The organism is Streptomyces sp. NPDC086519 (assembly GCF_040686075.1).
Taxonomy (GTDB): Bacteria; Actinomycetota; Actinomycetes; order Streptomycetales; family Streptomycetaceae; genus Streptomyces; species Streptomyces shenzhenensis.
On the sequence record NZ_JBFBJL010000014.1, the window covers coordinates 146,697 to 168,179 of the forward strand.

Annotated in this window: 20 protein-coding genes; 15 read left to right on the plus strand and 5 right to left on the minus strand. The window is 69.1% G+C overall.

Annotated elements, in window-relative coordinates; genetic code table 11:
* Window positions 1–2: 2 nt before the first annotated feature.
* Together AB0P24_RS16050 and AB0P24_RS16055 are read right to left on the minus strand one after the other, a co-directional pair.
* The gene (locus AB0P24_RS16050; RefSeq protein ID WP_365794269.1) at window positions 3–311 is read right to left on the minus strand and encodes a PASTA domain-containing protein; all 309 of its coding nucleotides are present in this window, start codon (window positions 309–311) and stop codon (window positions 3–5) included.
* Between the two features lie 110 nt (window positions 312–421).
* On the minus strand, window positions 422–958 hold the full coding sequence (locus tag AB0P24_RS16055; protein WP_365794271.1) for a GNAT family N-acetyltransferase: 537 nt from the start codon (window positions 956–958) through the stop codon (window positions 422–424).
* Between the two features lie 48 nt (window positions 959–1,006).
* Here AB0P24_RS16055 and AB0P24_RS16060 point away from each other — a divergent pair, with 48 nt between their 5' ends.
* Window positions 1,007–2,341 (plus strand): geranylgeranyl reductase family protein, encoded by a 1,335-nt coding sequence (locus AB0P24_RS16060; protein ID WP_234533916.1) that lies wholly within the window; start codon window positions 1,007–1,009, stop codon window positions 2,339–2,341.
* A gap of 6 nt (window positions 2,342–2,347) precedes the next feature.
* Here AB0P24_RS16060 and def read toward each other — a convergent pair whose 3' ends face one another.
* Together def and AB0P24_RS16070 are read right to left on the minus strand one after the other, a co-directional pair.
* Window positions 2,348–2,974: a peptide deformylase gene (gene def / locus AB0P24_RS16065; protein WP_365794273.1), complete on the minus strand. Its 627-nt coding sequence runs from the start codon at window positions 2,972–2,974 to the stop codon at window positions 2,348–2,350.
* Window positions 2,975–3,207: 233 nt separating this feature from the next.
* Complete coding sequence (locus AB0P24_RS16070; RefSeq protein WP_365794275.1) at window positions 3,208–4,014, minus strand: C40 family peptidase; 807 nt, start codon at window positions 4,012–4,014, stop codon at window positions 3,208–3,210.
* Window positions 4,015–4,784: 770 nt separating this feature from the next.
* Here AB0P24_RS16070 and AB0P24_RS16075 point away from each other — a divergent pair.
* The 14 genes from AB0P24_RS16075 to nuoN are packed head-to-tail and all read left to right on the plus strand — an operon-like array spanning window position 4,785 to window position 20,771.
* Window positions 4,785–5,144, plus strand: coding sequence for an NADH-quinone oxidoreductase subunit A (locus AB0P24_RS16075; RefSeq protein WP_007383963.1), 360 nt, complete (start codon window positions 4,785–4,787; stop codon window positions 5,142–5,144).
* Window positions 5,145–5,157: 13 nt separating this feature from the next.
* Entirely contained in the window at window positions 5,158–5,712 is a 555-nt protein-coding gene (locus AB0P24_RS16080; protein ID WP_152885510.1) for an NADH-quinone oxidoreductase subunit B family protein, read from the plus strand.
* A complete protein-coding gene (locus tag AB0P24_RS16085) occupies window positions 5,709–6,452 on the plus strand; it encodes an NADH-quinone oxidoreductase subunit C (protein ID WP_365794277.1) in 744 nt (247 codons plus the stop codon). The genes AB0P24_RS16080 and AB0P24_RS16085 overlap by 4 nt, the downstream gene beginning before the upstream one ends.
* Window positions 6,449–7,771: an NADH-quinone oxidoreductase subunit D gene (locus AB0P24_RS16090; protein ID WP_365794279.1), complete on the plus strand. Its 1,323-nt coding sequence runs from the start codon at window positions 6,449–6,451 to the stop codon at window positions 7,769–7,771. Before AB0P24_RS16085 ends, AB0P24_RS16090 begins: the two co-directional genes overlap by 4 nt.
* Window positions 7,768–8,643, plus strand: a complete 876-nt coding sequence (gene nuoE / locus AB0P24_RS16095) for an NADH-quinone oxidoreductase subunit NuoE (RefSeq protein ID WP_365794281.1) — start codon at window positions 7,768–7,770, stop codon at window positions 8,641–8,643. Before AB0P24_RS16090 ends, nuoE begins: the two co-directional genes overlap by 4 nt.
* Window positions 8,640–9,989, plus strand: a complete 1,350-nt coding sequence (nuoF, locus tag AB0P24_RS16100) for an NADH-quinone oxidoreductase subunit NuoF (protein WP_365794283.1) — start codon at window positions 8,640–8,642, stop codon at window positions 9,987–9,989. The genes nuoE and nuoF overlap by 4 nt, the downstream gene beginning before the upstream one ends.
* Window positions 9,986–12,490, plus strand: coding sequence for an NADH-quinone oxidoreductase subunit G (locus AB0P24_RS16105; protein ID WP_365794285.1), 2,505 nt, complete (start codon window positions 9,986–9,988; stop codon window positions 12,488–12,490). The genes nuoF and AB0P24_RS16105 overlap by 4 nt, the downstream gene beginning before the upstream one ends.
* Entirely contained in the window at window positions 12,487–13,851 is a 1,365-nt protein-coding gene (gene nuoH, locus AB0P24_RS16110; RefSeq protein ID WP_365794287.1) for an NADH-quinone oxidoreductase subunit NuoH, read from the plus strand. The genes AB0P24_RS16105 and nuoH overlap by 4 nt, the downstream gene beginning before the upstream one ends.
* Entirely contained in the window at window positions 13,844–14,452 is a 609-nt protein-coding gene (nuoI, locus tag AB0P24_RS16115) for an NADH-quinone oxidoreductase subunit NuoI (protein ID WP_365794289.1), read from the plus strand. Before nuoH ends, nuoI begins: the two co-directional genes overlap by 8 nt.
* A complete protein-coding gene (locus AB0P24_RS16120) occupies window positions 14,449–15,291 on the plus strand; it encodes an NADH-quinone oxidoreductase subunit J (protein WP_365794291.1) in 843 nt (280 codons plus the stop codon). The genes nuoI and AB0P24_RS16120 overlap by 4 nt, the downstream gene beginning before the upstream one ends.
* The gene (gene nuoK / locus AB0P24_RS16125; protein WP_046726439.1) at window positions 15,288–15,587 is read left to right on the plus strand and encodes an NADH-quinone oxidoreductase subunit NuoK; all 300 of its coding nucleotides are present in this window, start codon (window positions 15,288–15,290) and stop codon (window positions 15,585–15,587) included. The genes AB0P24_RS16120 and nuoK overlap by 4 nt, the downstream gene beginning before the upstream one ends.
* A 14-nt stretch (window positions 15,588–15,601) precedes the next feature.
* Window positions 15,602–17,548: an NADH-quinone oxidoreductase subunit L gene (nuoL, locus tag AB0P24_RS16130; RefSeq protein ID WP_365794293.1), complete on the plus strand. Its 1,947-nt coding sequence runs from the start codon at window positions 15,602–15,604 to the stop codon at window positions 17,546–17,548.
* A gap of 5 nt (window positions 17,549–17,553) precedes the next feature.
* Window positions 17,554–19,125, plus strand: coding sequence for an NADH-quinone oxidoreductase subunit M (locus AB0P24_RS16135; protein ID WP_365794295.1), 1,572 nt, complete (start codon window positions 17,554–17,556; stop codon window positions 19,123–19,125).
* Window positions 19,122–20,771 carry an NADH-quinone oxidoreductase subunit NuoN gene (gene nuoN / locus AB0P24_RS16140; protein ID WP_365794297.1) on the plus strand — a complete coding sequence of 550 codons (1,650 nt, stop codon included), beginning with the start codon at window positions 19,122–19,124 and terminating at the stop codon, window positions 20,769–20,771. The genes AB0P24_RS16135 and nuoN overlap by 4 nt, the downstream gene beginning before the upstream one ends.
* 152 nt (window positions 20,772–20,923) lie before the next feature.
* Here the strand turns inward: nuoN and AB0P24_RS16145 are convergent, their stop codons facing one another.
* Entirely contained in the window at window positions 20,924–21,439 is a 516-nt protein-coding gene (locus tag AB0P24_RS16145) for a hypothetical protein (protein ID WP_365794299.1), read from the minus strand.
* Window positions 21,440–21,483 lie beyond the last annotated feature (44 nt).

Genomic DNA, 21,483 nt, shown 5'->3' on the forward strand with positions numbered 1-21,483 from the left:
ACTCACAGGCTGCTCACCTCGAAGGCGCCCCCGGGCTGGTCCAGTTCCCGTTGCAGCCCGCCCTGCGGCGGCCGTGGGATGCGTGGCTCGCGCACGCCCCCGCCGCCCTCGCCCTCACCGAAGTCGAACCACACGTACACCATCGAGTCCCGCGGCACCTCGGCACCGGCTTGCGGGAACTGGCGTACGACGTAGTCGACGACCGTGAGAGGGAAGTCCGGCCGGTCCGGCGCGTTGAGGAACAGACCCCGTGCCCGGGCGGTCTCGCGTGCGTCCACGGCCATCAGTCCGACCAGCCGTGGCACGCGCACTTCGGGTGTTTTGGGTGTTATACGCACAGATGTCACCCCCAGCGGTACTGGAAGGGTAACCCTCGGGATGCGGCGGCCGGAAGCGTCAGGTGTCTTTCTGTAACAGATCGTTACTCTGTGTGACCGTACGTCATGCCGTCACGCAGGTCGAGCCGGAAGCAGAGCGCCTCCTCCGGGAGCCGCGGGTGCGGGAACGTCTCCGCCAGTTCCATCCCGAGGCGCCTGGTGACCGCGACCGACCGCTCGTTCCCCGGCCGCACCATCGCCACCACCTTCGGCACGCCCGCCGCCCGCAGCCGTCCCAGCGTCATGTGCGCCGCCGCCGTCACATACCCCTTGCCCCAGTGGGCCCGCCCGAGCCGCCAGCCGATCTCGATCTCGCCCCGGGGGCCCCAGTCCGGCGCCCACGGCTGCGCGCCGGTGAAGCCGATGACCCGTCCCGACTCGTCGGTCATCGTCCACAGGCAGAAACCGAGCTCCGCGTCATGCCTGCGCTGGCGGGCGGTGAGCTCCTCGTAGACGGACAGCTCCGCGGACCTCCCGCCGTAGAACTCCATGACCTCGGGGTCGTCGAAGACCCGATGCCAGGCGAACGCGTCCTCGTGCGTGGGTACACGCAGCCGTACCGCGGGGAGAGCTCGGTTCACAGGGACAGCCCTTCAGCAGGGTGATCAGTACCGCTGAATAGACTGCCCATGTCCAGTGCCGGTCGGCACGCAGATTTCGAGCCTTGGGGAGCCCCCGCCGTGACCGAGCCCCTCTCCGAAAACACCGCCGATGTCATCGTCGTCGGCGCGGGGCCAGCCGGCTCCACGACGGCCTACCACCTCGCCAAGGCCGGCCTCGACGTCCTCCTGCTGGAGAAGACCGAGTTCCCGCGCGAGAAGGTGTGCGGCGACGGACTCACCCCGCGCGCGGTGAAGCAACTGGTCGCCATGGGCATCGACATCTCCGAGGAGGCCGGCTGGCTGCGCAACAAGGGCCTGCGCATCATCGGCGGCGGCACCCGCCTCCAGCTCGACTGGCCGGATCTCGCCTCCTTCCCCGACTACGGCCTCGTCCGCAAGCGCGACGACTTCGACGAACAGCTCGCCCGCCAGGCGCAGAAGGCGGGCGCCCGCCTCTTCGAGCGCTGCAACGTCGGCGCCCCCGTCGTCGACGACCGCACCGGCCGGATCACCGGTGTGCACGCCAAGCTCGGCGAGGAGAAACGCGAAGTCACCTTCCACGCCCCGCTCGTCGTGGCCGCCGACGGCAACTCCACCCGGCTCTCCCTCGCGATGGGCCTGCACCGCCGCGAGGACCGCCCGATGGGCGTGGCCGTCCGGACCTACTTCACCTCCCCCCGTCATGACGACGACTACCTGGAGTCCTGGCTGGAACTCTGGGACCGCCGCGGCCCCCAGGACCGCCTGCTGCCCGGCTACGGCTGGATCTTCGGCATGGGCGACGGCACCTCCAACGTGGGTCTGGGTGTCCTGAACACCTCCGACTCCTTCAAGGAACTGGACTGGCGCGAGGTCCTCAAGGCCTGGTGCGCCTCCATGCCCGAGGACTGGGGCTACACCCCCGAGAACATGACCGGCCCGATCCGCGGCGCCGCCCTTCCCATGGCCTTCAACCGCCAGCCCCACTACACGCGCGGCCTCCTCCTCGTCGGCGACGCCGGCGGCCTGGTCAACCCGTTCAACGGCGAGGGCATCGCCTACGCCATGGAGTCCGGCCAGCTCGCCGCCGACGTCATCGTCCAGGCCCACGCGCGGGCCACGGCCGGCGGGCGCGAGCTGGCCCTGCAGCGCTACCCGCGCGTCCTCAAGGACACCTACGGCGGCTACTACACGCTGGGCCGTGCCTTCGTGAAGCTCATCGGCAACCCGAAGGTCATGCAGATCGCCGCCCAGCGCGGCCTGACCCACCCGTTGCTGATGAAGTTCACCCTGAAGCTCCTGGCGAACCTCACCGACCCGACCGGCGGCGACGCGATGGACCGCATCATCAACGGCCTGAGCAAGGTGGCCCCGAAGGCCTGACCGCTCTCAGGAGCCGATCGCCTCGATGTTGGCGGCCCGGCGGGCGTAGACGTCCTCCCGCCGGTCCGCCACCTGCCGCAGCGCTTCCCGCCGCTCCCGCCGGGAGAGCCGGTCGAGATACACGCGCCCGTTCACATGGTCGGTCTCGTGCGCCAGGCAGCGGGCGAAATACCCTGTTCCCTCGATGGTGAGCGGATTGCCGTCCTTGTCCTGCCCGTGCACGACCGCCCGGTCCGGCCGCGGTACGTCCATCACAGCACCCGGCACCGACAGGCACCCCTCGCTGTCGTCCAACAGCCGCCGCCCGGCCGGGCCCTGCGCCACCAGCACGGGGTTGACGACATGCCCGACATGCCGGACACCGTCGTCGTCCGGGCAGTCGTAGACGAACAGCCGCAGATCGACCCCGACCTGGTTCGCGGCGAGACCGGCACCCTCGGCGATGTACATGGTGAGGAACATGTCGTCGATGAGTGCGGCGAGGTCGGGGCCGAACTCGGTGACGTCCCGGCACGGCTTGTGCAGGACGTCCTCACCGGTCTCGGTGATGCGGCGCACCGAACCGCGCCGGGCCTCGGGGGCGTGCCGGGGGTAGTAGTCCATGGGGTTCCCCTGGACGAAGACGCGTGGCATGGCGGTGTCTCCTTCTCGGATCTCGGGGCCGCCGCGCCGTGTGCGAGCGGCCTGCGTCGAGCATCCCAGGAGTCACCGGATCGCGGGCGAGCCTGTGGAAAACCCTCGTGCTGTCCTGTGGCCTGTGGACAACGGGGGAGAAGGGCGGGCACGCCGGAAGGGCCGCTGCCCCCGAGCGGCTGCGGCCCTACCGTGCTTGTGCGATGCCCGAGTTGTCGCTGTTGCCCGTCTTGTCAGAGCACCCGCACCGCACCGGTCGGCGGGTCGTACGACAGCGGGTGCTCACCGACGCCGCTGGAGGGGTTCTGCGCGCCGACGAACATGCCGTCGCCGACGTACACCGCCACGTGGTACGCGCTGCCGGCGCTGCCCCAGTAGAGGATGTCGCCGGGCTGGAGGTTGCTCAGCGAGACCTGGGTGCCCTGCGTCGACTGGTCCTGGGAGACGCGCGGCAGGCTGACGCCGACGGACTTGAAGGCGGCCTGGACGAGACCCGAGCAGTCCCACGAGTTGGGGCCCGTGCCGCCGGAGACGTAGGCGTCGCCGATCTGCGCCTTCACGAAGGCGACCACCGCGGCGGCCGAACCCGTCGCCGTGGACGTGCTCGTGGAGGCGCTGGAGCTCGTGGAGGCGCTGAGAACGGTCCGCTCGGTGCTGCGCGAGGCGGCGCGCTCCGCGGCGGCCCTGCGGGCCTCCTCGGCCTTCTTCTTCTTGGCCTCGGCCTTCTGCTTGGCATCGGCGAGGTCCGCCTTGGCCTGCTTCGCGGCATTCGCGGCGGCCGCGTCGCGCTCGGCCTGGAGGGTGTAGTTCGCCGCGGCCTGCTGTGTGGCGTCGGCGGACTGAGCCACCTGGGTGGCCAGATCGGCCGTCAGGGTGGGCAGTTCGAGCGTCTGCGTCACGGGTTCGGCGGCACTCGCCGAGGCCGCGCCCGCCGCTGCCATGCCGAGGACACCACTGGCAACTCCGGCGCGCACGGCGATGTTTGTCGTCGCGCTGCGGCGGGGCTTCCGGTGGTTGCGTATGTGAGCGGTGTGGGACATGAGAACAACCGGTATCAGGGGCTCCTTCATATCTACAAGAAACGTGTGCTGCGCCACAGTTGCTCAATCGAGACCGCAAATCCCTCGCATGTCTTTCTTTATTGACGCCGTAACGGACATTGCGGACGCTCGCGATCAAGCCCGTGATCACGTTCTTTCGCTGTTACGTCCGGATTGCCCCCGACCTACCATCGGTTGCGGTGGTTGGCCAAGCCCGGTTCTCAGGCGCCTCTCATCAATGTGGCGGAGGTCACGGAACGGTCACCGGGAGGGGTGCGTCTCGCGCGGGGGGTCGAGCCGGCGCCGAGCCCGTCCGGGTTCGTGAACGCGTGCACGCGTCCACATCGCCTTCCGCGCCTCCCCCTGATGTGCGAACGCGACCCACTATCAAGGCGCCCGGTCCATCGCCAATTTGCATGCAAAGGAACTCTCTTGATATGGAGACGCCCGCCCGAAACCCCCTCCTGTCTGCATCAACGGTCGAAAACGTCACTTCTGGTGATCAGCTGAACGCTTCGCGTGTGAAGATCACCGCTCATCCGACTTCATGATCGATCGTCAGGTGGTGGAGATCACAAAGCTTGTGCAATACCCCGTGTCGCAGATCACAGAGCGGCGGGCATAAGATGCGAGGCAGTTGGGCTTGTGACCTGCTTCACATGTTCGCGATCTTCGCCCGGGACGTGCGGGGTTCGCGTGACGGACGAGGCAGGTGGGGAGCCCGATCCGAACCGCCACCAGTCAGTGCCGACTGAGAGGAGCGAGGAGCGGTGAACGCCTATGCGCCCATCCTCGTACTGGGAGCCCTCGGGGCAGGCTTTGCGATCTTCTCCGTGGTCATGGCCACGCTGATCGGTCCGAAGCGGTACAACCGCGCCAAGCTCGAAGCATACGAGTGCGGAATCGAGCCGACCCCCACGCCGGCCGGCGGCGGGCGTTTCCCGATCAAGTACTACCTGACGGCGATGCTCTTCATCGTCTTCGACATCGAGATCGTCTTCCTCTACCCCTGGGCCGTCACCTTCGACGCCCTGGGTGTTTTCGGGCTCGTGGAGATGCTGCTCTTCGTGCTCACCGTCTTCGTCGCCTACGCATACGTCTGGCGGCGCGGCGGCCTGGAATGGGACTGAGGGGCCTTTAGACATGGGACTCGAAGAAAAGCTGCCGAGCGGATTCCTGCTGACCACCGTCGAGCAGGCCGCGGGCTGGGTGCGCAAGGCGTCCGTCTTCCCCGCCACCTTCGGCCTCGCCTGCTGCGCCATCGAGATGATGACCACCGGCGCCGGCCGCTACGACCTTGCCCGCTTCGGCATGGAGGTCTTCCGCGGCTCACCCCGCCAGGCCGACCTCATGATCGTCGCCGGCCGGGTCAGCCAGAAGATGGCGCCGGTGCTCAGGCAGGTCTACGACCAGATGCCCAACCCCAAGTGGGTGATCTCCATGGGCGTGTGTGCGTCCTCGGGCGGCATGTTCAACAACTACGCGATCGTCCAGGGCGTCGACCACATCGTGCCCGTCGACATCTACCTGCCCGGCTGCCCGCCGCGCCCCGAGATGCTGATGGACGCGATCCTCAAGCTCCACCAGAAGATCCAGACCTCCAAGCTCGGCGTCAACGCGAGGGAAGCGGCCCGGGAGGCGGAGGAGGCGGCGCTCAAGGCCCTGCCCACGATCGAGATGAAGGGGCTGCTGCGGTGAGCGACGCGAACGGCCACAACGGCGTCAACCCGGAGAGGGACCTGGCCGCCGACAACCTCCCGGGACAGCGCGGCCAGGGCGGTGAGGAGATCCGCGTCCAGCGCGGCATGTTCGGCGCCAACAACGGCGGCGACACCTCCGGCTACGGAGGTCTGGTCCGCTCGGTCCGACTCCCGGGACCGGCGGCCCGGCCCTACGGCGGCTGGTTCGACGAGGTCGCCGACGAGCTGGAGGGCGCCCTGGAGGAACAGGGCCTCCTCCCCGAGAACGCCATCGAGAAGACGGTCGTCGACCGCGGCGAGCTGACCTTCCACATCGAGCGCGAGCACCTGCCGCGCGTCGCCCGCACCCTGCGCGACGACCCCGCCCTGCGCTTCGAGCTGTGCACCGGCGTCAGCGGCGTCCACTACCTCCACGACAAGGGCCGCGAGCTGCACGCCGTCTACCACCTGCGCTCGATCACCCACAACCGGCTGATCCGCCTGGAGGTCAGCGCCCCGGACGCCGACCCGCACATCCCGTCCCTGGTCTCCGTCTATCCGACCAACGACTGGCACGAACGCGAGACCTACGACTTCTTCGGGATCGTCTTCGACGGTCACCCGGCCCTGACGCGGATCATGATGCCGGACGACTGGCAGGGCCATCCGCAGCGCAAGGACTACCCCCTCGGCGGCATCCCCGTCGAGTACAAGGGCGCCCAGATCCCGGCTCCGGACCAGCGGAGGTCGTACTCATGAGCACGCAGCACGCAACTCCGCGGGAGACCACCGAGGGCACCGTCTACACGGTCACCGGTGGCGACTGGGACGAGATCGTCCAGTCCGCGGCCCGCGCCGACGACGAACGCATCGTCGTCAACATGGGTCCCCAGCATCCGTCCACCCATGGAGTGCTCCGCCTGATCCTGGAGATCGACGGCGAGACGGTCACCGAGGCCCGCTGCGGCATCGGCTATCTCCACACCGGCATCGAGAAGAACCTCGAGTTCCGCACGTGGACGCAGGGCACCACGTTCGTGACGCGCATGGACTACCTGACGTCCTTCTTCAACGAGACCGCCTACTGTCTCGCCGTCGAGAAACTCCTCGGCATCGAGGACCAGGTCACCGAGCGCGCCAAGATCATCCGGGTGCTCCTGATGGAGCTGAACCGGCTCTCCTCCCACCTGGTGTGCATCGCCACCGGCGGCATGGAGCTCGGCGCCACCACCATCATGATCTACGGCTTCCGTGATCGTGAAATGATTCTCGATCTCTACGAACTCATCACCGGCCTGCGGATGAACCACGCGTACATCCGCCCCGGCGGCCTCGCCCAGGACCTGCCGCCCGGCGCGGTCGACCAGATCCGCGAGTTCGTGAAGAAGATGCGCAAGAACCTCCCGGAGTACGACAAGCTCGCCACCGGGAACCCCATCTTCAAGGCCCGCATGCAGGACATCGGCTACCTCGACCTGGCGGGCTGCATGGCCCTCGGCGCCACCGGCCCGATCCTGCGCTCCGCCGGCCTGCCGCACGACCTGCGCAAGGCACAGCCGTACTGCGGCTACGAGACGTACGACTTCGAGATCCCGACCGCCGACACCTGCGACGCCTACGGTCGCTTCCTGGTCCGCCTTGAGGAGATGCGCCAGTCGCTCGGGATCGTCGAGCAGTGCCTGGACCGGCTCCAGCCAGGGCCGGTCATGGTCGCCGACAAGAAGATCGCCTGGCCCGCCCAGCTCGCCCTCGGGCCGGACGGACTCGGCAACTCCCTCGACCACATCAAGAAGATCATGGGCACCTCCATGGAGGCCCTGATCCACCACTTCAAGCTGGTCACCGAGGGCTTCAGGGTCCCGGCCGGGCAGGCCTACGCGGCCGTCGAGTCGCCCAAGGGCGAACTCGGCGTGCACGCCGTCTCCGACGGCGGCACCCGCCCCTACCGGGTCCACTTCCGTGACCCGTCCTTCACCAACCTGCAGGCCATGGCGGCGATGTGCGAGGGCGGCCAGGTCGCCGACGTCATCGTCGCCGTCGCGTCCATCGACCCCGTGATGGGAGGCGTCGACCGGTGACCACCTCTTCCTCGGAGCGCGGTGTCAGCCTGGGCATGCCCGGGCTGCCCGCACCCGCGTATCCGGACGACGTCCGGGCCCGCCTGGAGGCGGACGCGCGCGACATCGTCGCCCGCTACCCCGACTCCCGGTCCGCCCTGCTGCCGCTGCTGCATCTCGTACAGGCGGAGGAGGGCCACGTCACCCGCACCGGGATGCAGTTCTGCGCGGACGTCCTGGAGCTGACCACGGCCGAGGTCACCGCGGTCGCCACCTTCTACACCATGTACCGGCGCAAGCCCTCCGGCGACTACCAGGTCGGCGTCTGCACCAACACGCTGTGCGCGGTCATGGGCGGCGACGCGATCTTCGAGACCCTCCAGGAGCACCTCGGCGTCGGCAACGGCGAGACCACCGGCGACGGCAAGGTCACCCTGGAGCACATCGAGTGCAACGCGGCCTGCGACTTCGCGCCCGTCGTGATGGTCAACTGGGAGTTCTTCGACAACCAGACCCCGGCCAGCGCCAAGCGCCTGGTCGACGACCTGCGTGCGGGCCGGGACGTCGAGCCCACGCGCGGTGCCCGGCTGTGCACCTTCAAGGAGACCGCGCGGATCCTGGCCGGCTTCCCCGACGAGCGGCCCGGGGCCGTCGAGGAGAGCGGAAGTGCGGGACCCGCGTCGCTGACGGGCCTCCGCCTGGCAAGGGGCGAGGCCGCACCCGCGCGCGTGGTCCATCCGCGCGGAGGTCCGCAGGAGGCGCAGAGCCGGCAGGACCGGCCGGTGCACGAGCCGTCGCCGGCCGAGCACCTCAGTTCCCATGACGCACCGCAGGAGACCTCGGCCTCCGACCCGTCGCACCCGGCAGGGCCTGCCGCCGAGGAGGGGGAGTGATGACGGTGGTACCCGACCTCAAGGACACCAGCCCCGAGAAGCTGCTCGCACCCGTGCTGTCGGCCTTCTGGGACGAGGACCGGTCCTGGACGCTCGACGTCTACCGGAGGCACGAAGGATACGAGGGGCTCCGCAAGGCGCTCGCCATGTCACCGGACGACCTGATCGCCTACGTCAAGGAGTCCGGGCTGCGCGGCCGCGGCGGCGCGGGATTCCCCACCGGGATGAAGTGGCAGTTCATTCCGCAGGGAGACGGCAAACCGCACTATCTGGTTGTCAACGCCGACGAGTCGGAGCCCGGGACCTGCAAGGACATCCCGCTCCTGTTCGCCAACCCGCACAGCCTCATCGAGGGCATCGTGATCGCGTGCTACGCCATCCGGTCGTCGCATGCCTTCATCTATCTGCGTGGTGAAGTCGTCCCCGTCCTGCGGCGGTTGCACGAGGCCGTGCGCGAGGCCTACGCGGCCGGCTACCTCGGCGAGAACATCCTCGGCAGCGGACTCGACCTGCAACTCACCGTGCACGCCGGCGCCGGCGCGTACATCTGCGGTGAGGAGACCGCACTGCTCGACTCGCTCGAAGGCCGCCGCGGCCAACCGCGGCTGCGTCCCCCCTTCCCGGCTGTCGAAGGGCTCTATGCCTGCCCGACTGTTGTGAACAACGTCGAGTCCATCGCCTCGGTTCCCGCCATTCTCAAGAACGGCAAGGAATGGTTCAGGTCGATGGGGAGCGAGAAGTCACCCGGTTTCACGCTCTACTCCCTCAGCGGCCACGTCGCGAGCCCCGGACAGTACGAGGCACCGCTCGGCATCACCCTGCGCCAGCTCCTCGACATGAGCGGCGGGATGCGCCCCGGCCACCGCCTGAAGTTCTGGACCCCGGGCGGCTCCTCGACGCCGATGTTCACCGAAGAGCACCTCGACGTCCCTCTCGACTACGAAGGAGTGGGCGCCGCGGGTTCCATGCTCGGCACCAAAGCACTCCAGTGCTTCGACGAGACCACCTGCGTCGTCCGCGCCGTCACCCGCTGGACCGAGTTCTACGCCCACGAGTCCTGCGGCAAGTGCACCCCCTGCCGCGAAGGCACCTACTGGCTCGTACAACTGCTGCGCGACATCGAGGCCGGCAAGGGCGTCATGTCCGACCTCGACAAGCTCAACGACATCGCCGACAACATCAACGGCAAGGCCTTCTGCGCCCTCGGCGACGGCGCGGCGTCCCCCATCTTCTCCTCGCTGAAGCACTTCCGCGAGGAGTACGAACAGCACATCACGGGCCGGGGCTGCCCCTTCGACCCGGCCAAGTCGACGGCCTGGGCGGACCGCCCGGAGGTGAACGCATGACCGTGACCACGAGTTCCCCCTCGTCGGGGGGAGCGGCGGCGGTCCCGCCGCAGGACCTCGTCACGCTGACGATCGACGGCATCGAGATCAGCGTGCCCAAGGGCACCCTGGTCATCCGCGCCGCCGAGCAACTCGGCATCGAGATCCCGCGCTTCTGCGACCACCCCCTGCTGGACCCGGTCGGCGCCTGCCGGCAGTGCATCGTCGAGGTCGAGGGCCAGCGCAAGCCCATGGCGTCCTGCACGATCACGTGTACGGACGGCATGGTGGTGAAGACTCAGCTCACCTCACCCGTGGCCGAGAAGGCCCAGCACGGCGTGATGGAGATGCTGCTCATCAACCACCCGCTGGACTGCCCGGTCTGCGACAAGGGCGGCGAGTGCCCGTTGCAGAACCAGGCGATGTCGCACGGCAACGCCGAGTCTCGCTTCGACGGCAGGAAGCGCACCTACGAGAAGCCCGTGCCGATCTCCACCCAGGTGCTCCTCGACCGCGAGCGCTGCGTGCTGTGCGCGCGCTGCACCCGGTTCTCCAACCAGGTCGCCGGCGACCCGATGATCGAGCTTCTGGAGCGCGGCGCGCTGCAACAGGTCGGCATCGGCGAAGGCGATCCGTTCGAGTCGTACTTCTCCGGGAACACCATCCAGATCTGCCCGGTCGGTGCGCTGACCTCGGCGGCGTACCGCTTCCGCTCCCGCCCCTTCGACCTGATCTCCTCGCCGTCCGTGTGCGAGCACTGCTCGGGCGGCTGCGCCACCCGTACCGACCACCGGCGCGGCAAGGTCATGCGGCGGCTCGCCGCCAACGACCCCGAGGTCAACGAGGAGTGGATCTGCGACAAGGGACGCTTCGCGTTCCGGTACGCGCAGCAGAAGGACCGCCTGGAGACCCCGCTGGTCCGAGGCGACCAGGGCGTGCTCGAACCCGCCTCCTGGCCGGAGGCCCTCGAAGCGGCCGCGCGGGGACTGGCCGCCGCCCGCTCCCGGGCCGGCGTCCTCACCGGCGGCCGGCTCACCGTCGAGGACGCCTACGCGTACAGCAAGTTCGCGCGCGTGGCCCTCGACACCAACGACATCGACTTCCGCGCGCGCGTGCACAGCAGCGAGGAGGCCGACTTCCTGGCCGCCCGGATCGCCGGCCGCGGCTACGACCTCGACGGTACGGGCGTCACCTACACCACCCTGGAGAAGGCGCCCGCCGTCCTGCTCGTCGGGTTCGAGTCGGAGGAGGAGGCACCCGGCGTCTTCCTGCGGCTGCGCAAGGCCTGGCGCAAGCACAAGCAGCGGGTGTACTCCGTGGCCACGTACCCCACACGCGGCCTGGAGAAGGCAGGCGGCACGCTGCTGCCGGCCGCTCCCGGCACCGAGACCGAGTGGCTGGACGCCCTCGCGAGCGGCGTCGGCCTGGAAGAGCCCGGCACCCAGGCCGCCGAGGCGCTGCGCACCGACGGCGCGGTGATCGTCGTAGGAGAGCGGCTGGCGTCGGTCGTCGGCGGACTCACCGCCGCCGTACGGGCCGCCACCGCCACCGGCGCCCAGCTGGTGTGGATCCCGCGCCGGGCCGGTGAGCGGGGTGCGATCGAGGCGGGTGCGCTGCCGTCGCTGCTGCCGGGCGGCCGTCCGGCCACCGACCCGCGCGCGCGTGCGGAGGTCGCCGCCGCCTGGGGCGTCTCGGAACTCCCGCTCCGCTACGGCCGCGACACCGGCCAGATGGTCGAGGCCGCCGCCCGCGGCGAACTCTCCGCCCTGCTGGTCGCCGGCGTCGAGATCGCCGACCTGCCCGACCCGGCACGCGCGCGTGCGGCACTCGAAGCCGTCGGCTTCCTGGTCTCGCTGGAGCTGCGGCCCAGTGAGGTCACCGAACACGCCGACGTCGTCCTGCCGGTCGCCGCGGTCGCCGAGAAGGCCGGCACCTTCCTCGACTGGGAAGGCCGGGCGCGTCTGTTCGAGGCCGCCCTCAAGCCCGACCAGATGACCCGGCGGCTCCCGCCCACCGACGCGCGCGTGCTGCAGATGCTCGCCGACGCCATGGACGTCCACCTCGGCCTGCCCGACCTGCGTACCACGAGGGCGGAGCTGGACCGGCTCGGCGCCTGGGACGGGGCGAAGGCCTCCGAGCCGCGGGAGACGGCGGGACCGCTGCCACGGCCGGCGGCCGGGGAGGCGGTGCTCGCCGGGCACCGGCTCCTCCTCGACCAAGGTGTCCTCCAGGAGGGCGACGAGGCGCTGGCAGGCACCCGGCACGCCGCCCACGCGCGCGTGTCCGCGGCGACCGCCGCCGAGGCGGGCGTCGAGAACGGCGGCCTCATCGCCGTCACCGGGAGCTCCGGCACCGTCGAACTCCCGGTCCACATCACCGAGATGCCCGACCGGGTGGTCTGGCTCCCGCTGAACTCGGTCGGCGGCGGCGTCGCCTCCGACACCGGAGCCCGGCCCGGCTCCCTCGTCCGCATCGGCCCGGCGGCCACCGCCGGTGAGGCACCCAAGGAGGTGGAGGCATGAGGCTGTACCTCGCCGCTGAGGACCTCTCCATGTTCGGCCGCGACCCCTGGTGGCTGGTCGTCCTCAAGGCGGTCTTCTGCTTCGCCTTCCTGATGGTGACCGTGCTGATCTCCATCGTCATGGAGCGCAAGGTCGTCGCCTGGATGCAGCTGCGCATCGGCCCCAACCGGCACGGCCCCTGGGGCATGCTCCAGTCGCTCGCCGACGGCATGAAGCTGATGCTCAAGGAAGATGTCGTCGTCAAACGCGCCGACAAGGCCGTCTACATCCTCGCGCCGATCGTCGCGGCGATCCCGGCGTTCATGGCCATCGCGGTCATCCCGTTCGGCCCGGCCGACAACGAGATCTCCATCTTCGGCCACCGCACCACGATGCAGCTCACCGACCTGCCGATCGCGATGCTCTACATCCTCGCGGTCGCCTCCGTCGGCATCTACGGCATCGTCCTCGCCGGCTGGAGCTCCGGCTCCACCTATCCGCTCCTCGGCGGCCTGCGCTCCTGCGCCCAGATGATCTCCTACGAGATCGCCATGGGCGCCGCGTTCGCCTCCGTGTTCCTCTACTCCGGCTCGATGTCGACGTCCACGATCGTCGACCAGCAGCAGGGCCGCTGGTACATCCTGCTGCTGCCGGTCTCGTTCATCCTCTACGTCGTCACCATGATCGGCGAGACCAACCGCGCCCCCTTCGACATGCCCGAGTCCGAGGGCGACCTGGTCGGCGGCTTCAACACCGAGTACTCGTCGATCAAGTTCGCGATGTTCATGCTCGCCGAGTACGTCAACATGGTGACCGTCTCGGCCGTGTCGACCACCCTGTTCCTCGGCGGCTGGCGGGCCCCGTGGCCGATCAGCACCGTCTGGGCGGGCGCCAACCACGGCTGGTGGCCGATGCTCTGGTTCGTCGCCAAGGTCGTCCTGCTGCTGTTCGGCTTCGTCTGGGTGCGCGGCACACTCCCGCGCGTGCGCTACGACCAGCTGATGAAGCTCGGCTGGAAGGTCCTCATCCCGGTCTCCGTCGTCTGGCTGATGCTCGTCGCGACCGTCCGGACACTGCGCAACCAGAACTACGACTTCGCCGACATCGCCCTCTACGTCGGCGGCGGAGTCCTCGCCCTGCTGCTCCTGTCCTTCGTCGTCGACATCCTCCGCGACAAGGGCAAGGAGGCCCCGCAGCCCGCCGCCGAGCCGGCCGCGTTCGACCCGATGGCGGGCGGCTTCCCCGTACCGCCGCTGCCCGGACAGGAACTGCCGCCGGTGCCCCGGCGCAGCCCCCGCCGGGAGCGGGAGCTGATTGTCAGTGGCGGACCGGACACTGTCAGTGACGGATCTACGGATGGAAAGGAGGCGTCCGATGGCTGAGGAGCCCAAGGAGACCAAGCCCGGTTTCCAGAACCCCGTGGCCGGCTTCGGCGTGACCTTCAAGGCCATGTTCAAGAAGCGGCTGACCGAGCAGTACCCGGAGCAGAAGAAGACCACGGCCCCGCGGTTCCACGGACGGCACCAGCTCAACCGCCATCCGGACGGCCTGGAGAAGTGCGTCGGCTGCGAGCTGTGCGCCTGGGCCTGCCCCGCCGACGCCATCTACGTCGAGGGCGCCGACAACACCGACGAGGAGCGTTACTCGCCGGGCGAGCGCTACGGCCGCGTCTACCAGATCAACTACGCCCGCTGCATCCTGTGCGGCCTGTGCATCGAAGCGTGCCCCACGCGGGCGCTCACGATGACCAACGAGTTCGAACTGGCCGACAGCAGCCGCGCGAACCTCATCTACACCAAGGAACAGCTCCTCGCCGGTCTCGAAGAGGGCATGGTCGACACGCCGCACGCGATCTTCCCGGGGACCGACGAACAGGACTACTACCGGGGCCTGGTCACCGAGGCAGCGCCCGGGACCGTGCGCCAGGTGGCCGTCTCCAAGGGCGAGAAGCCCGAGGAGCAGGAGCGGGAGGTGGGCGCATGAGCCAGCAGTTCGCCGCCTACGCCACCTCCACCGGCGAGGCCTTCCAGTTCTGGGTCCTCGGCACCGTCGCCGTGATCGGCGCCCTGTCCACCGTCTTCATGAAGCGGGCCGTGCACAGCGCGTTGTCACTGGCCGGAACCATGATCGTCCTGGCGGTGTTCTACCTCGCCAACGGCGCCTACTTCCTGGGAATCGTGCAGATCGTCGTCTACACCGGCGCGATCATGATGCTGTTCCTCTTCGTGGTGATGCTGGTCGGCGTGACCGCCGCGGATTCCCTGAAGGAGACCATCAAGGGCCAGCGCTGGCTGGCTCTTCTGTGCGGGGTCGGCTTCGGCGTCCTGCTCCTCGCGGGCATCGCCAACGCCTCCCTGAAGAACTTCGACGGCACCGGCCAGGCCAACGCCAACGGCAACGTGCAGGGCCTCGCCGCCCTCATCTTCACCAAGTACGTGTTCGCCTTCGAAATCACCGGCGCTCTGCTCATCACCGCCGCCGTCGGCGCCATGGTGCTCACCCACCGGGAGCGCACCGAACGCCCCAAGACCCAGCGCGAGCAGTCCGAACAGCGCGTCCGCGAGGGCAAGCACCTGCCGCCGCTGCCCGCCCCCGGCGTCTACGCCCGGCACAACGCCGTGGACATCGCCGGCCTGCTCCCCGACGGCACCCCGTCCGAGCTCACCGTCAGCAAGACGCTCCGCGACCGAGGCCAGATCCGTGACGTGTCCGCGCAGGCGCTGGGCGACCTGCGGGCCCTGGAACAGCGCTCCGAGGAACGGCTGGAGCGGACCCCGGTCGAGCCCGTGAACCTCAAGCGCAGCGAGGAGGCGTCGAAGTGAACCCTGTCTACTACCTCTATCTCGCCGCTCTGTTGTTCACGATCGGCGCCACCGGTGTGCTGATCAGACGGAACGCGATCGTCGTGTTCATGTGCATCGAGCTGATGCTGAACGCCTGCAACCTCGCGTTCGTCGTCTTCTCCCGGATGCACGGCAATCTCGACGGCCAGATCATCGCGTTCTTCACGATGGTCGTCGCCGCCGCGGAGGTCGTGGTCGGGCTCGCGATCATCGTGTCGCTGTTCCGTACCCGCCACTCGGCCTCGGTCGACGACGCCAGCCTGATGAAGCTGTAAGGGGTCGCTGAATCGTGGAGAACCTGATTGCGCTGCTGATCGCGGCGCCTCTGCTCGGAGCGGCCGTCCTCCTGGTCGGCGGCCGCCGCCTGGACGCCGTGGGCCACTGGATCGGCACACTCCTGTCGACGACGTCCTTCGTGTTCGGCGTGATCCTCTTCGCCGACCTGCTCGGCAGGAACGCCGAGGACCGCACCCTGATGCAGCACCTGTTCACCTGGGTCCCGGTGGCCGGCTTCCAGGCGGATGTCACCTTCCGCCTCGACCAGCTGTCGATGACGTTCGTCCTGCTGATCACCGGCGTCGGCTCACTCATCCACCTGTACTCGGTCGGGTACATGGAGCACGACGAACGCCGCCGTCGCTTCTTCGGTTATCTCAACCTGTTCCTCGCGGCGATGCTGCTGCTCGTCCTCGCCGACAACTACCTGCTGCTGTACGTCGGCTGGGAGGGCGTCGGCCTCGCCTCCTACCTGCTGATCGGTTTCTGGCAGCACAAGCCCAGCGCGGCGACGGCGGCCAAGAAGGCCTTCCTCGTCAACCGCGTCGGCGACATGGGGCTGTCGATCGCGATCATGCTGATGTTCACGACGTTCGGCACGTTCGCCTTCGGCCCGGTCCTCAGCCACGCCACCGACGCCTCCGAGGGCAGGCTCACCGCGATCGGCCTGATGCTGCTGCTGGCCGCCTGCGGCAAGTCCGCCCAGGTACCGCTGCAGTCCTGGCTCGGAGACGCCATGGAAGGCCCCACCCCGGTCTCCGCCCTCATCCACGCGGCGACCATGGTGACCGCCGGCGTCTACCTCATCGTCCGCTCCGGAGCCGTCTTCAACGCGGCCCCCGACGCACAGCTCGTCGTCACCGTCGTCGGCGCCGTCACCCTCCTCTTCGGTGCGATCGTCGGTTGCGCGAAGGACGACATCAAGAAGGCCCTCGCCGGCTCGACCATGTCGCAGATCGGCTACATGGTGCTCGCCGCCGGCCTCGGCCCGATCGGCTACGTCTTCGCGATCATGCACCTGGTGACGCACGGCTTCTTCAAGGCCGGCCTGTTCCTCGGCGCCGGCTCCGTCATGCACGGCATGAACGACGAGGTCGACATGCGCAGGTACGGCGGCCTGCGCAAGTACATGCCGGTCACCTTCGTCACCTTCGGCCTCGGCTACCTCGCCATCATCGGCTTCCCGGGCCTGTCCGGCTTCTTCTCCAAGGATAAGATCATCGAGGCGGCGTTCGCCAAGGGCGGCACCGAGGGCTGGATCCTCGGCACCTGCGCCCTGCTCGGCGCGGCCATCACCGCCTTCTACATGACGCGCGTGATGCTGATGACCTTCTTCGGCGAGGAACGCTGGCGCAACCAGCCCACCCGCTCCCCGGAGGCACCCAGCGCCGAACCCGCCGCCGAACACCGCGGCGAGCACGCTGAACCGCACCCGCACGAGTCCCCGAAGGTCATGACCATCCCGATGATCGCCCTGGCGATCGGCTCGGTCTTCGCCGGCGGCTTCTTCAGCATCGGAGACCGCTTCCTGCACTGGCTGGAGCCGATCACCGGGCACAGCGAGGGCGACTCCCCGCTCAGCGCGGGCGCGGTCACCGGCGCCACCATGGTCTGCCTGGTCATCGGCGTCGGCATCGCCTACCTGCAGTACGGCCGCCGTCCCGTCCCCGCCGTCGCCCCGCGCGGTTCGCTGCTCACCCGCGCGGCCCGCCGCGACCTCCTCCAGGACGACTTCAACCACGCCGTCCTGGTCCGCGGCGGCGAACACCTCACCCGCTCCCTGGTGTATGTCGATCACACCCTGGTCGACGGCGTCGTCAACGGCACGGCGGCCGGCTTCGGCGGGCTCTCCGGCCGGCTGCGCAGACTGCAGAACGGCTACGCGCGCTCGTACGCGGTCTCGATGTTCGGCGGCGCTGCCCTCCTGGTCGCCGCGACCCTGCTCATGAGGGCGGTCTGATACCGATGTCCTTTCCCCTGCTGACAGCGACGGCGGTCCTCCCGGCCGCCGGGGCGGTCGCCACGGCCGCCGTACCGGCCGCCCGGCGCACCGCCGCCAAATGGCTCGCGCTGCTGGTCTCGCTCGCCACGCTCGTCCTGGCGATCGTCGTCACGGTCCGCTTCGACCCTGGCGGCGCCCGCTACCAGCTCACCGAATCCCACGCCTGGATCGCGGACTTCGGAGTCAGGTACGAGCTGGGTGTCGACGGCATCGCGGTCGCCCTGCTCGCGCTGACGGCCCTGCTGATCCCGTTCATCATCCTGGCGGGCTGGCACGACGCCGACCCCCTGGAGACCGGCAGCAAGCGGTGGCGGCCCACCCAGGGCTTCTTCGCCCTGATCCTGGCCGTCGAGGCGATGGTGATCATCTCCTTCGAGGCCACCGACGTCTTCCTCTTCTACATCTTCTTCGAAGCCATGCTCATCCCGATGTACTTCCTCATCGGCGGCTTCGGGGACCGCGCCCACGCGCAGGGCGAAGAAGCGGCCTCGACGCAACGGTCGTACGCCGCCGTGAAGTTCCTCCTCTACAACCTGGTCGGCGGCCTGATCATGCTGGCCGCGGTGATCGGCCTGTACACCGTCGCCGGGAACTTCTCGCTCACCGAGATCGCGCAGGCCCGCGCGAACGGCACGCTGCACATGGCCACCAGCACCGAACGCTGGCTCTTCCTCGGCTTCTTCTTCGCCTTCGCGGTGAAGGCGCCGCTGTGGCCGCTGCACACCTGGCTGCCCAACGCCATGCAGGAGTCCACCGCCCCCGTCGCCGTTCTCATCACCGCGGTCGTCGACAAGGTGGGCACGTTCGCGATGCTCCGCTTCTGCCTCCAGCTCTTCCCGGAGGCCTCGAAGTGGGCGACGCCCACCATCCTCGTCCTCGCCCTGATCAGCATCATCTACGGGGCACTGCTCGCCGTCGGGCAGCGCGACATCAAGCGTCTGGTCGCCTACGCGTCCATCTCGCACTTCGGGTTCATCATCCTGGGCATCTTCGCGATGACCAGCCAGGGCCAGTCCGGCGCCACCCTCTACATGGTCAACCACGGCATCTCCACCGCCGCGCTGATGCTGGTCGCCGGCTTCCTGATCTCCCGGCGCGGCTCGCGGCTCATCGCCGACTACGGCGGTGTGCAGAAGGTCGCCCCGGTGCTCGCCGGCACCTTCCTGATCGGCGGCCTGGCCACCCTGTCCCTGCCCGGCCTCGCCCCCTTCGTGAGCGAGTTCCTCGTCCTGGTCGGCACGTTCACGCGCTACCCGGTGATCGGGATCATCGCCACCTTCGGCATCGTCCTCGCCGCGCTCTACACTCTCGTCCTCTACCAGCGGACGATGACGGGCCCGGTGAAACCGGCGGTCTCCGCGATGCCCGACCTGAAGGTACGCGAACTCGTCGTGGTCGCCCCGCTGATCGTCCTGCTGATCTTCCTGGGCGTCTATCCGAAGCCCGTCACGGACATCGTCAACCCGGCGGTCAAGCAGACCATGTCGGACGTACACAAGACCGACCCCAAGCCAGCAGTGGAGGCGGCCAAGTGAGCGCAGCAGCCGTCCACAGCCTGTGGACAACCGCGGCCGAACCGATCTCGAAGATCGACGCGCCGAAGATCGAATACGGGCAGTTGTCGCCCACCCTGATCGTCATCGGCGCGGCGATCGTCGGCGTGCTGGTCGAGGCGTTCGTCCCACGCAAGTTCCGCTACTACGCGCAGGTGTTCGTCTCCGCAGTCGCCCTGTGCGCCGCCTTCGCGGCGGTCGTCGCCCTGGCCGCCGACGGATACGGCACCACCAAGGCACGCATCGCCGCCATGGGCGCCATCGCCGTCGACGGACCGTCCCTGTTCCTCCAGGGAACGATCCTGCTCGCCGGCCTCGTCGGCCTGTTCACCTTCGCCGAACGCCGCCTCGACCCCGCCGCCCACGGCAACCGGGTCGACTCCTTCGCCGCCCAGGCCGCCTCCGTGCCCGGCAGCGACAGCGAGCAGGCCGCGGTGAAGGCCGGCTTCACCACCACCGAGGTCTTCCCGCTCCTGCTCTTCGCCATCTCCGGGATGCTGGTCTTCCCCTCGGCCAACGACCTGCTGACGCTCTTCGTGGCCCTGGAGGTCTTCTCCCTCCCGCTCTACCTGATGTGCGCCCTGGCCCGGCGCAAGCGCCTCATGTCCCAGGAAGCCGCCGTCAAGTACTTCCTGCTCGGCGCCTTCGCCTCCGCCTTCACCCTGTTCGGCATCGCCATGCTCTACGGCTACGCCGGCTCGGTGTCGTACGCCACCATCGCCCAGGTCGTCGACGGCACCGTCACCAACGTCGACCCGGCCCTCGCCAACACCATGGGCAACGACGCGCTGCTCCTGATCGGCGCCGCCATGGTCGTCATGGGCCTGCTCTTCAAGGTCGGCGCCGTCCCCTTCCACATGTGGACGCCCGACGTCTACCAGGGCGCGCCCACCCCGGTCACCGGCTTCATGGCCGCCGCCACCAAGGTCGCCGCCTTCGGCGCCCTGCTGCGGCTGCTGTACGTGGTCCTGCCCGGCATGCGCTGGGACTGGCGGCCGGTCATGTGGGGCGTCGCCATCATCACCATGCTGGGCGGCGCGATCGTCGCGATCACCCAGACCGACATCAAGCGGCTCCTCGCGTACTCGTCGATCGCGCACGCCGGATTCATCCTCGCCGGTGTCATCGCGACGTCGAAGGACGGCGTGTCGTCGGTTCTCTTCTACCTGGCCGCGTACTCCTTCGTGACCATCGGCGCGTTCGCCGTGGTCACTCTGGTCCGCGACGCGGGCGGCGAGGCGACCCACCTGTCCAAGTGGGCAGGCCTCGGCCGCCGCTCGCCACTCGTGGCAGCCGTCTTCGCCGTGTTCCTGCTGGCCTTCGCGGGCATCCCGCTGACCTCCGGGTTCGCAGGGAAGTTCGCGGTGTTCAAGGCGGCGGCGGAGGGCGGCGCGGTCCCGCTGGTCGTGATCGGTGTGATCTCGTCGGCGATCGCCGCGTTCTTCTACATCCGCGTGATCGTGCTCATGTTCTTCAGCGAGCCGAGCCCCGAGGGACCGACGGTCGCCGTGCCGTCACCGCTCACCATGGCGGCCATCGGCCTCGGCGTGGCGGTCACCCTGGTCCTCGGTGTGGCACCGCAGTACTTCCTGAACCTCGCCAGCCAGGCGGGAGTTTTCGTGCGCTGACAGATGCCGTACGGCCCCGGGCCCCGGTTCCTCGCAGCGGGAGCCGGGGCCCACGCGCGCGTACGCGGTCCCGGATGCCGGTGACCGTCCGCGGCCCCGGCCCCGGCCCAGGCCCAGGGCCAGGGCCACGGACATGGACACGGGTACGGGCACTACGAGCACGTCACCGTCGGGTTCCACGGCGCGAACAGACCGCTCGGATTCTCCTTCCAGATCCAGGCGCGCAACGTGTACACGGGCCCCTTGACACCGGGAACCGTCATCGGGCCCTGGAACGGCTGCCCGAACAACGTGGGCGGGGTGCCGCCGCTGTCCGCCCGCACAATCCACTCCACCCCGACCAGGGCACGCCCGCCGCCGGCGTCGGTCTCGTAGAGGAGACCCGCGGGCTCGGCCGGGTCCAGACTGCCGAGGCCGGCGGCCTTGACGTAGTGGTAGCCCGCGCCTCCCTGGCTGGTCCGGTCGCAGGTGTCGGCCCGTGCGTACCCGTCCGTGAGCGCGAACGGCTCGTACTGGTAGTCCGCCGTCGCCGTGTACGTCGGGGTCAGATCCGTCCACACGAACGGGTCGCGATCGGGGACCGGAACCGCGTCGGCGGGCACCGCGGCCAGAGCGAACGGCACGGCCACCGCCAGAGCGGCGCCGGCGGTGCGGGACGTGAGAGACATCCTGATGCTCCTTGGGGCGGAAGAGGCACGCGAACGCGACGCCT

What these genes read in the sequence shown, in the direction of transcription:
- AB0P24_RS16060 (WP_234533916.1), top strand. Translation starts at nt 1,007, where the DNA reads ATGTCCAGTGCCGGTCGGCACGCAGATTTCGAGCCTTGGGGAGCCCCC.
- def (WP_365794273.1), bottom strand. Translation starts at nt 2,974, where the DNA reads ATGCCACGCGTCTTCGTCCAGGGGAACCCCATGGACTACTACCCCCGG.
- AB0P24_RS16070 (WP_365794275.1), bottom strand. Translation starts at nt 4,014, where the DNA reads ATGTCCCACACCGCTCACATACGCAACCACCGGAAGCCCCGCCGCAGC.
- AB0P24_RS16080 (WP_152885510.1), top strand. Translation starts at nt 5,158, where the DNA reads ATGGGACTCGAAGAAAAGCTGCCGAGCGGATTCCTGCTGACCACCGTC.
- AB0P24_RS16090 (WP_365794279.1), top strand. Translation starts at nt 6,449, where the DNA reads ATGAGCACGCAGCACGCAACTCCGCGGGAGACCACCGAGGGCACCGTC.
- AB0P24_RS16105 (WP_365794285.1), top strand. Translation starts at nt 9,986, where the DNA reads ATGACCGTGACCACGAGTTCCCCCTCGTCGGGGGGAGCGGCGGCGGTC.
- nuoH (WP_365794287.1), top strand. Translation starts at nt 12,487, where the DNA reads ATGAGGCTGTACCTCGCCGCTGAGGACCTCTCCATGTTCGGCCGCGAC.
- nuoI (WP_365794289.1), top strand. Translation starts at nt 13,844, where the DNA reads ATGGCTGAGGAGCCCAAGGAGACCAAGCCCGGTTTCCAGAACCCCGTG.
- AB0P24_RS16120 (WP_365794291.1), top strand. Translation starts at nt 14,449, where the DNA reads ATGAGCCAGCAGTTCGCCGCCTACGCCACCTCCACCGGCGAGGCCTTC.
- AB0P24_RS16135 (WP_365794295.1), top strand. Translation starts at nt 17,554, where the DNA reads ATGTCCTTTCCCCTGCTGACAGCGACGGCGGTCCTCCCGGCCGCCGGG.
- AB0P24_RS16145 (WP_365794299.1), bottom strand. Translation starts at nt 21,439, where the DNA reads ATGTCTCTCACGTCCCGCACCGCCGGCGCCGCTCTGGCGGTGGCCGTG.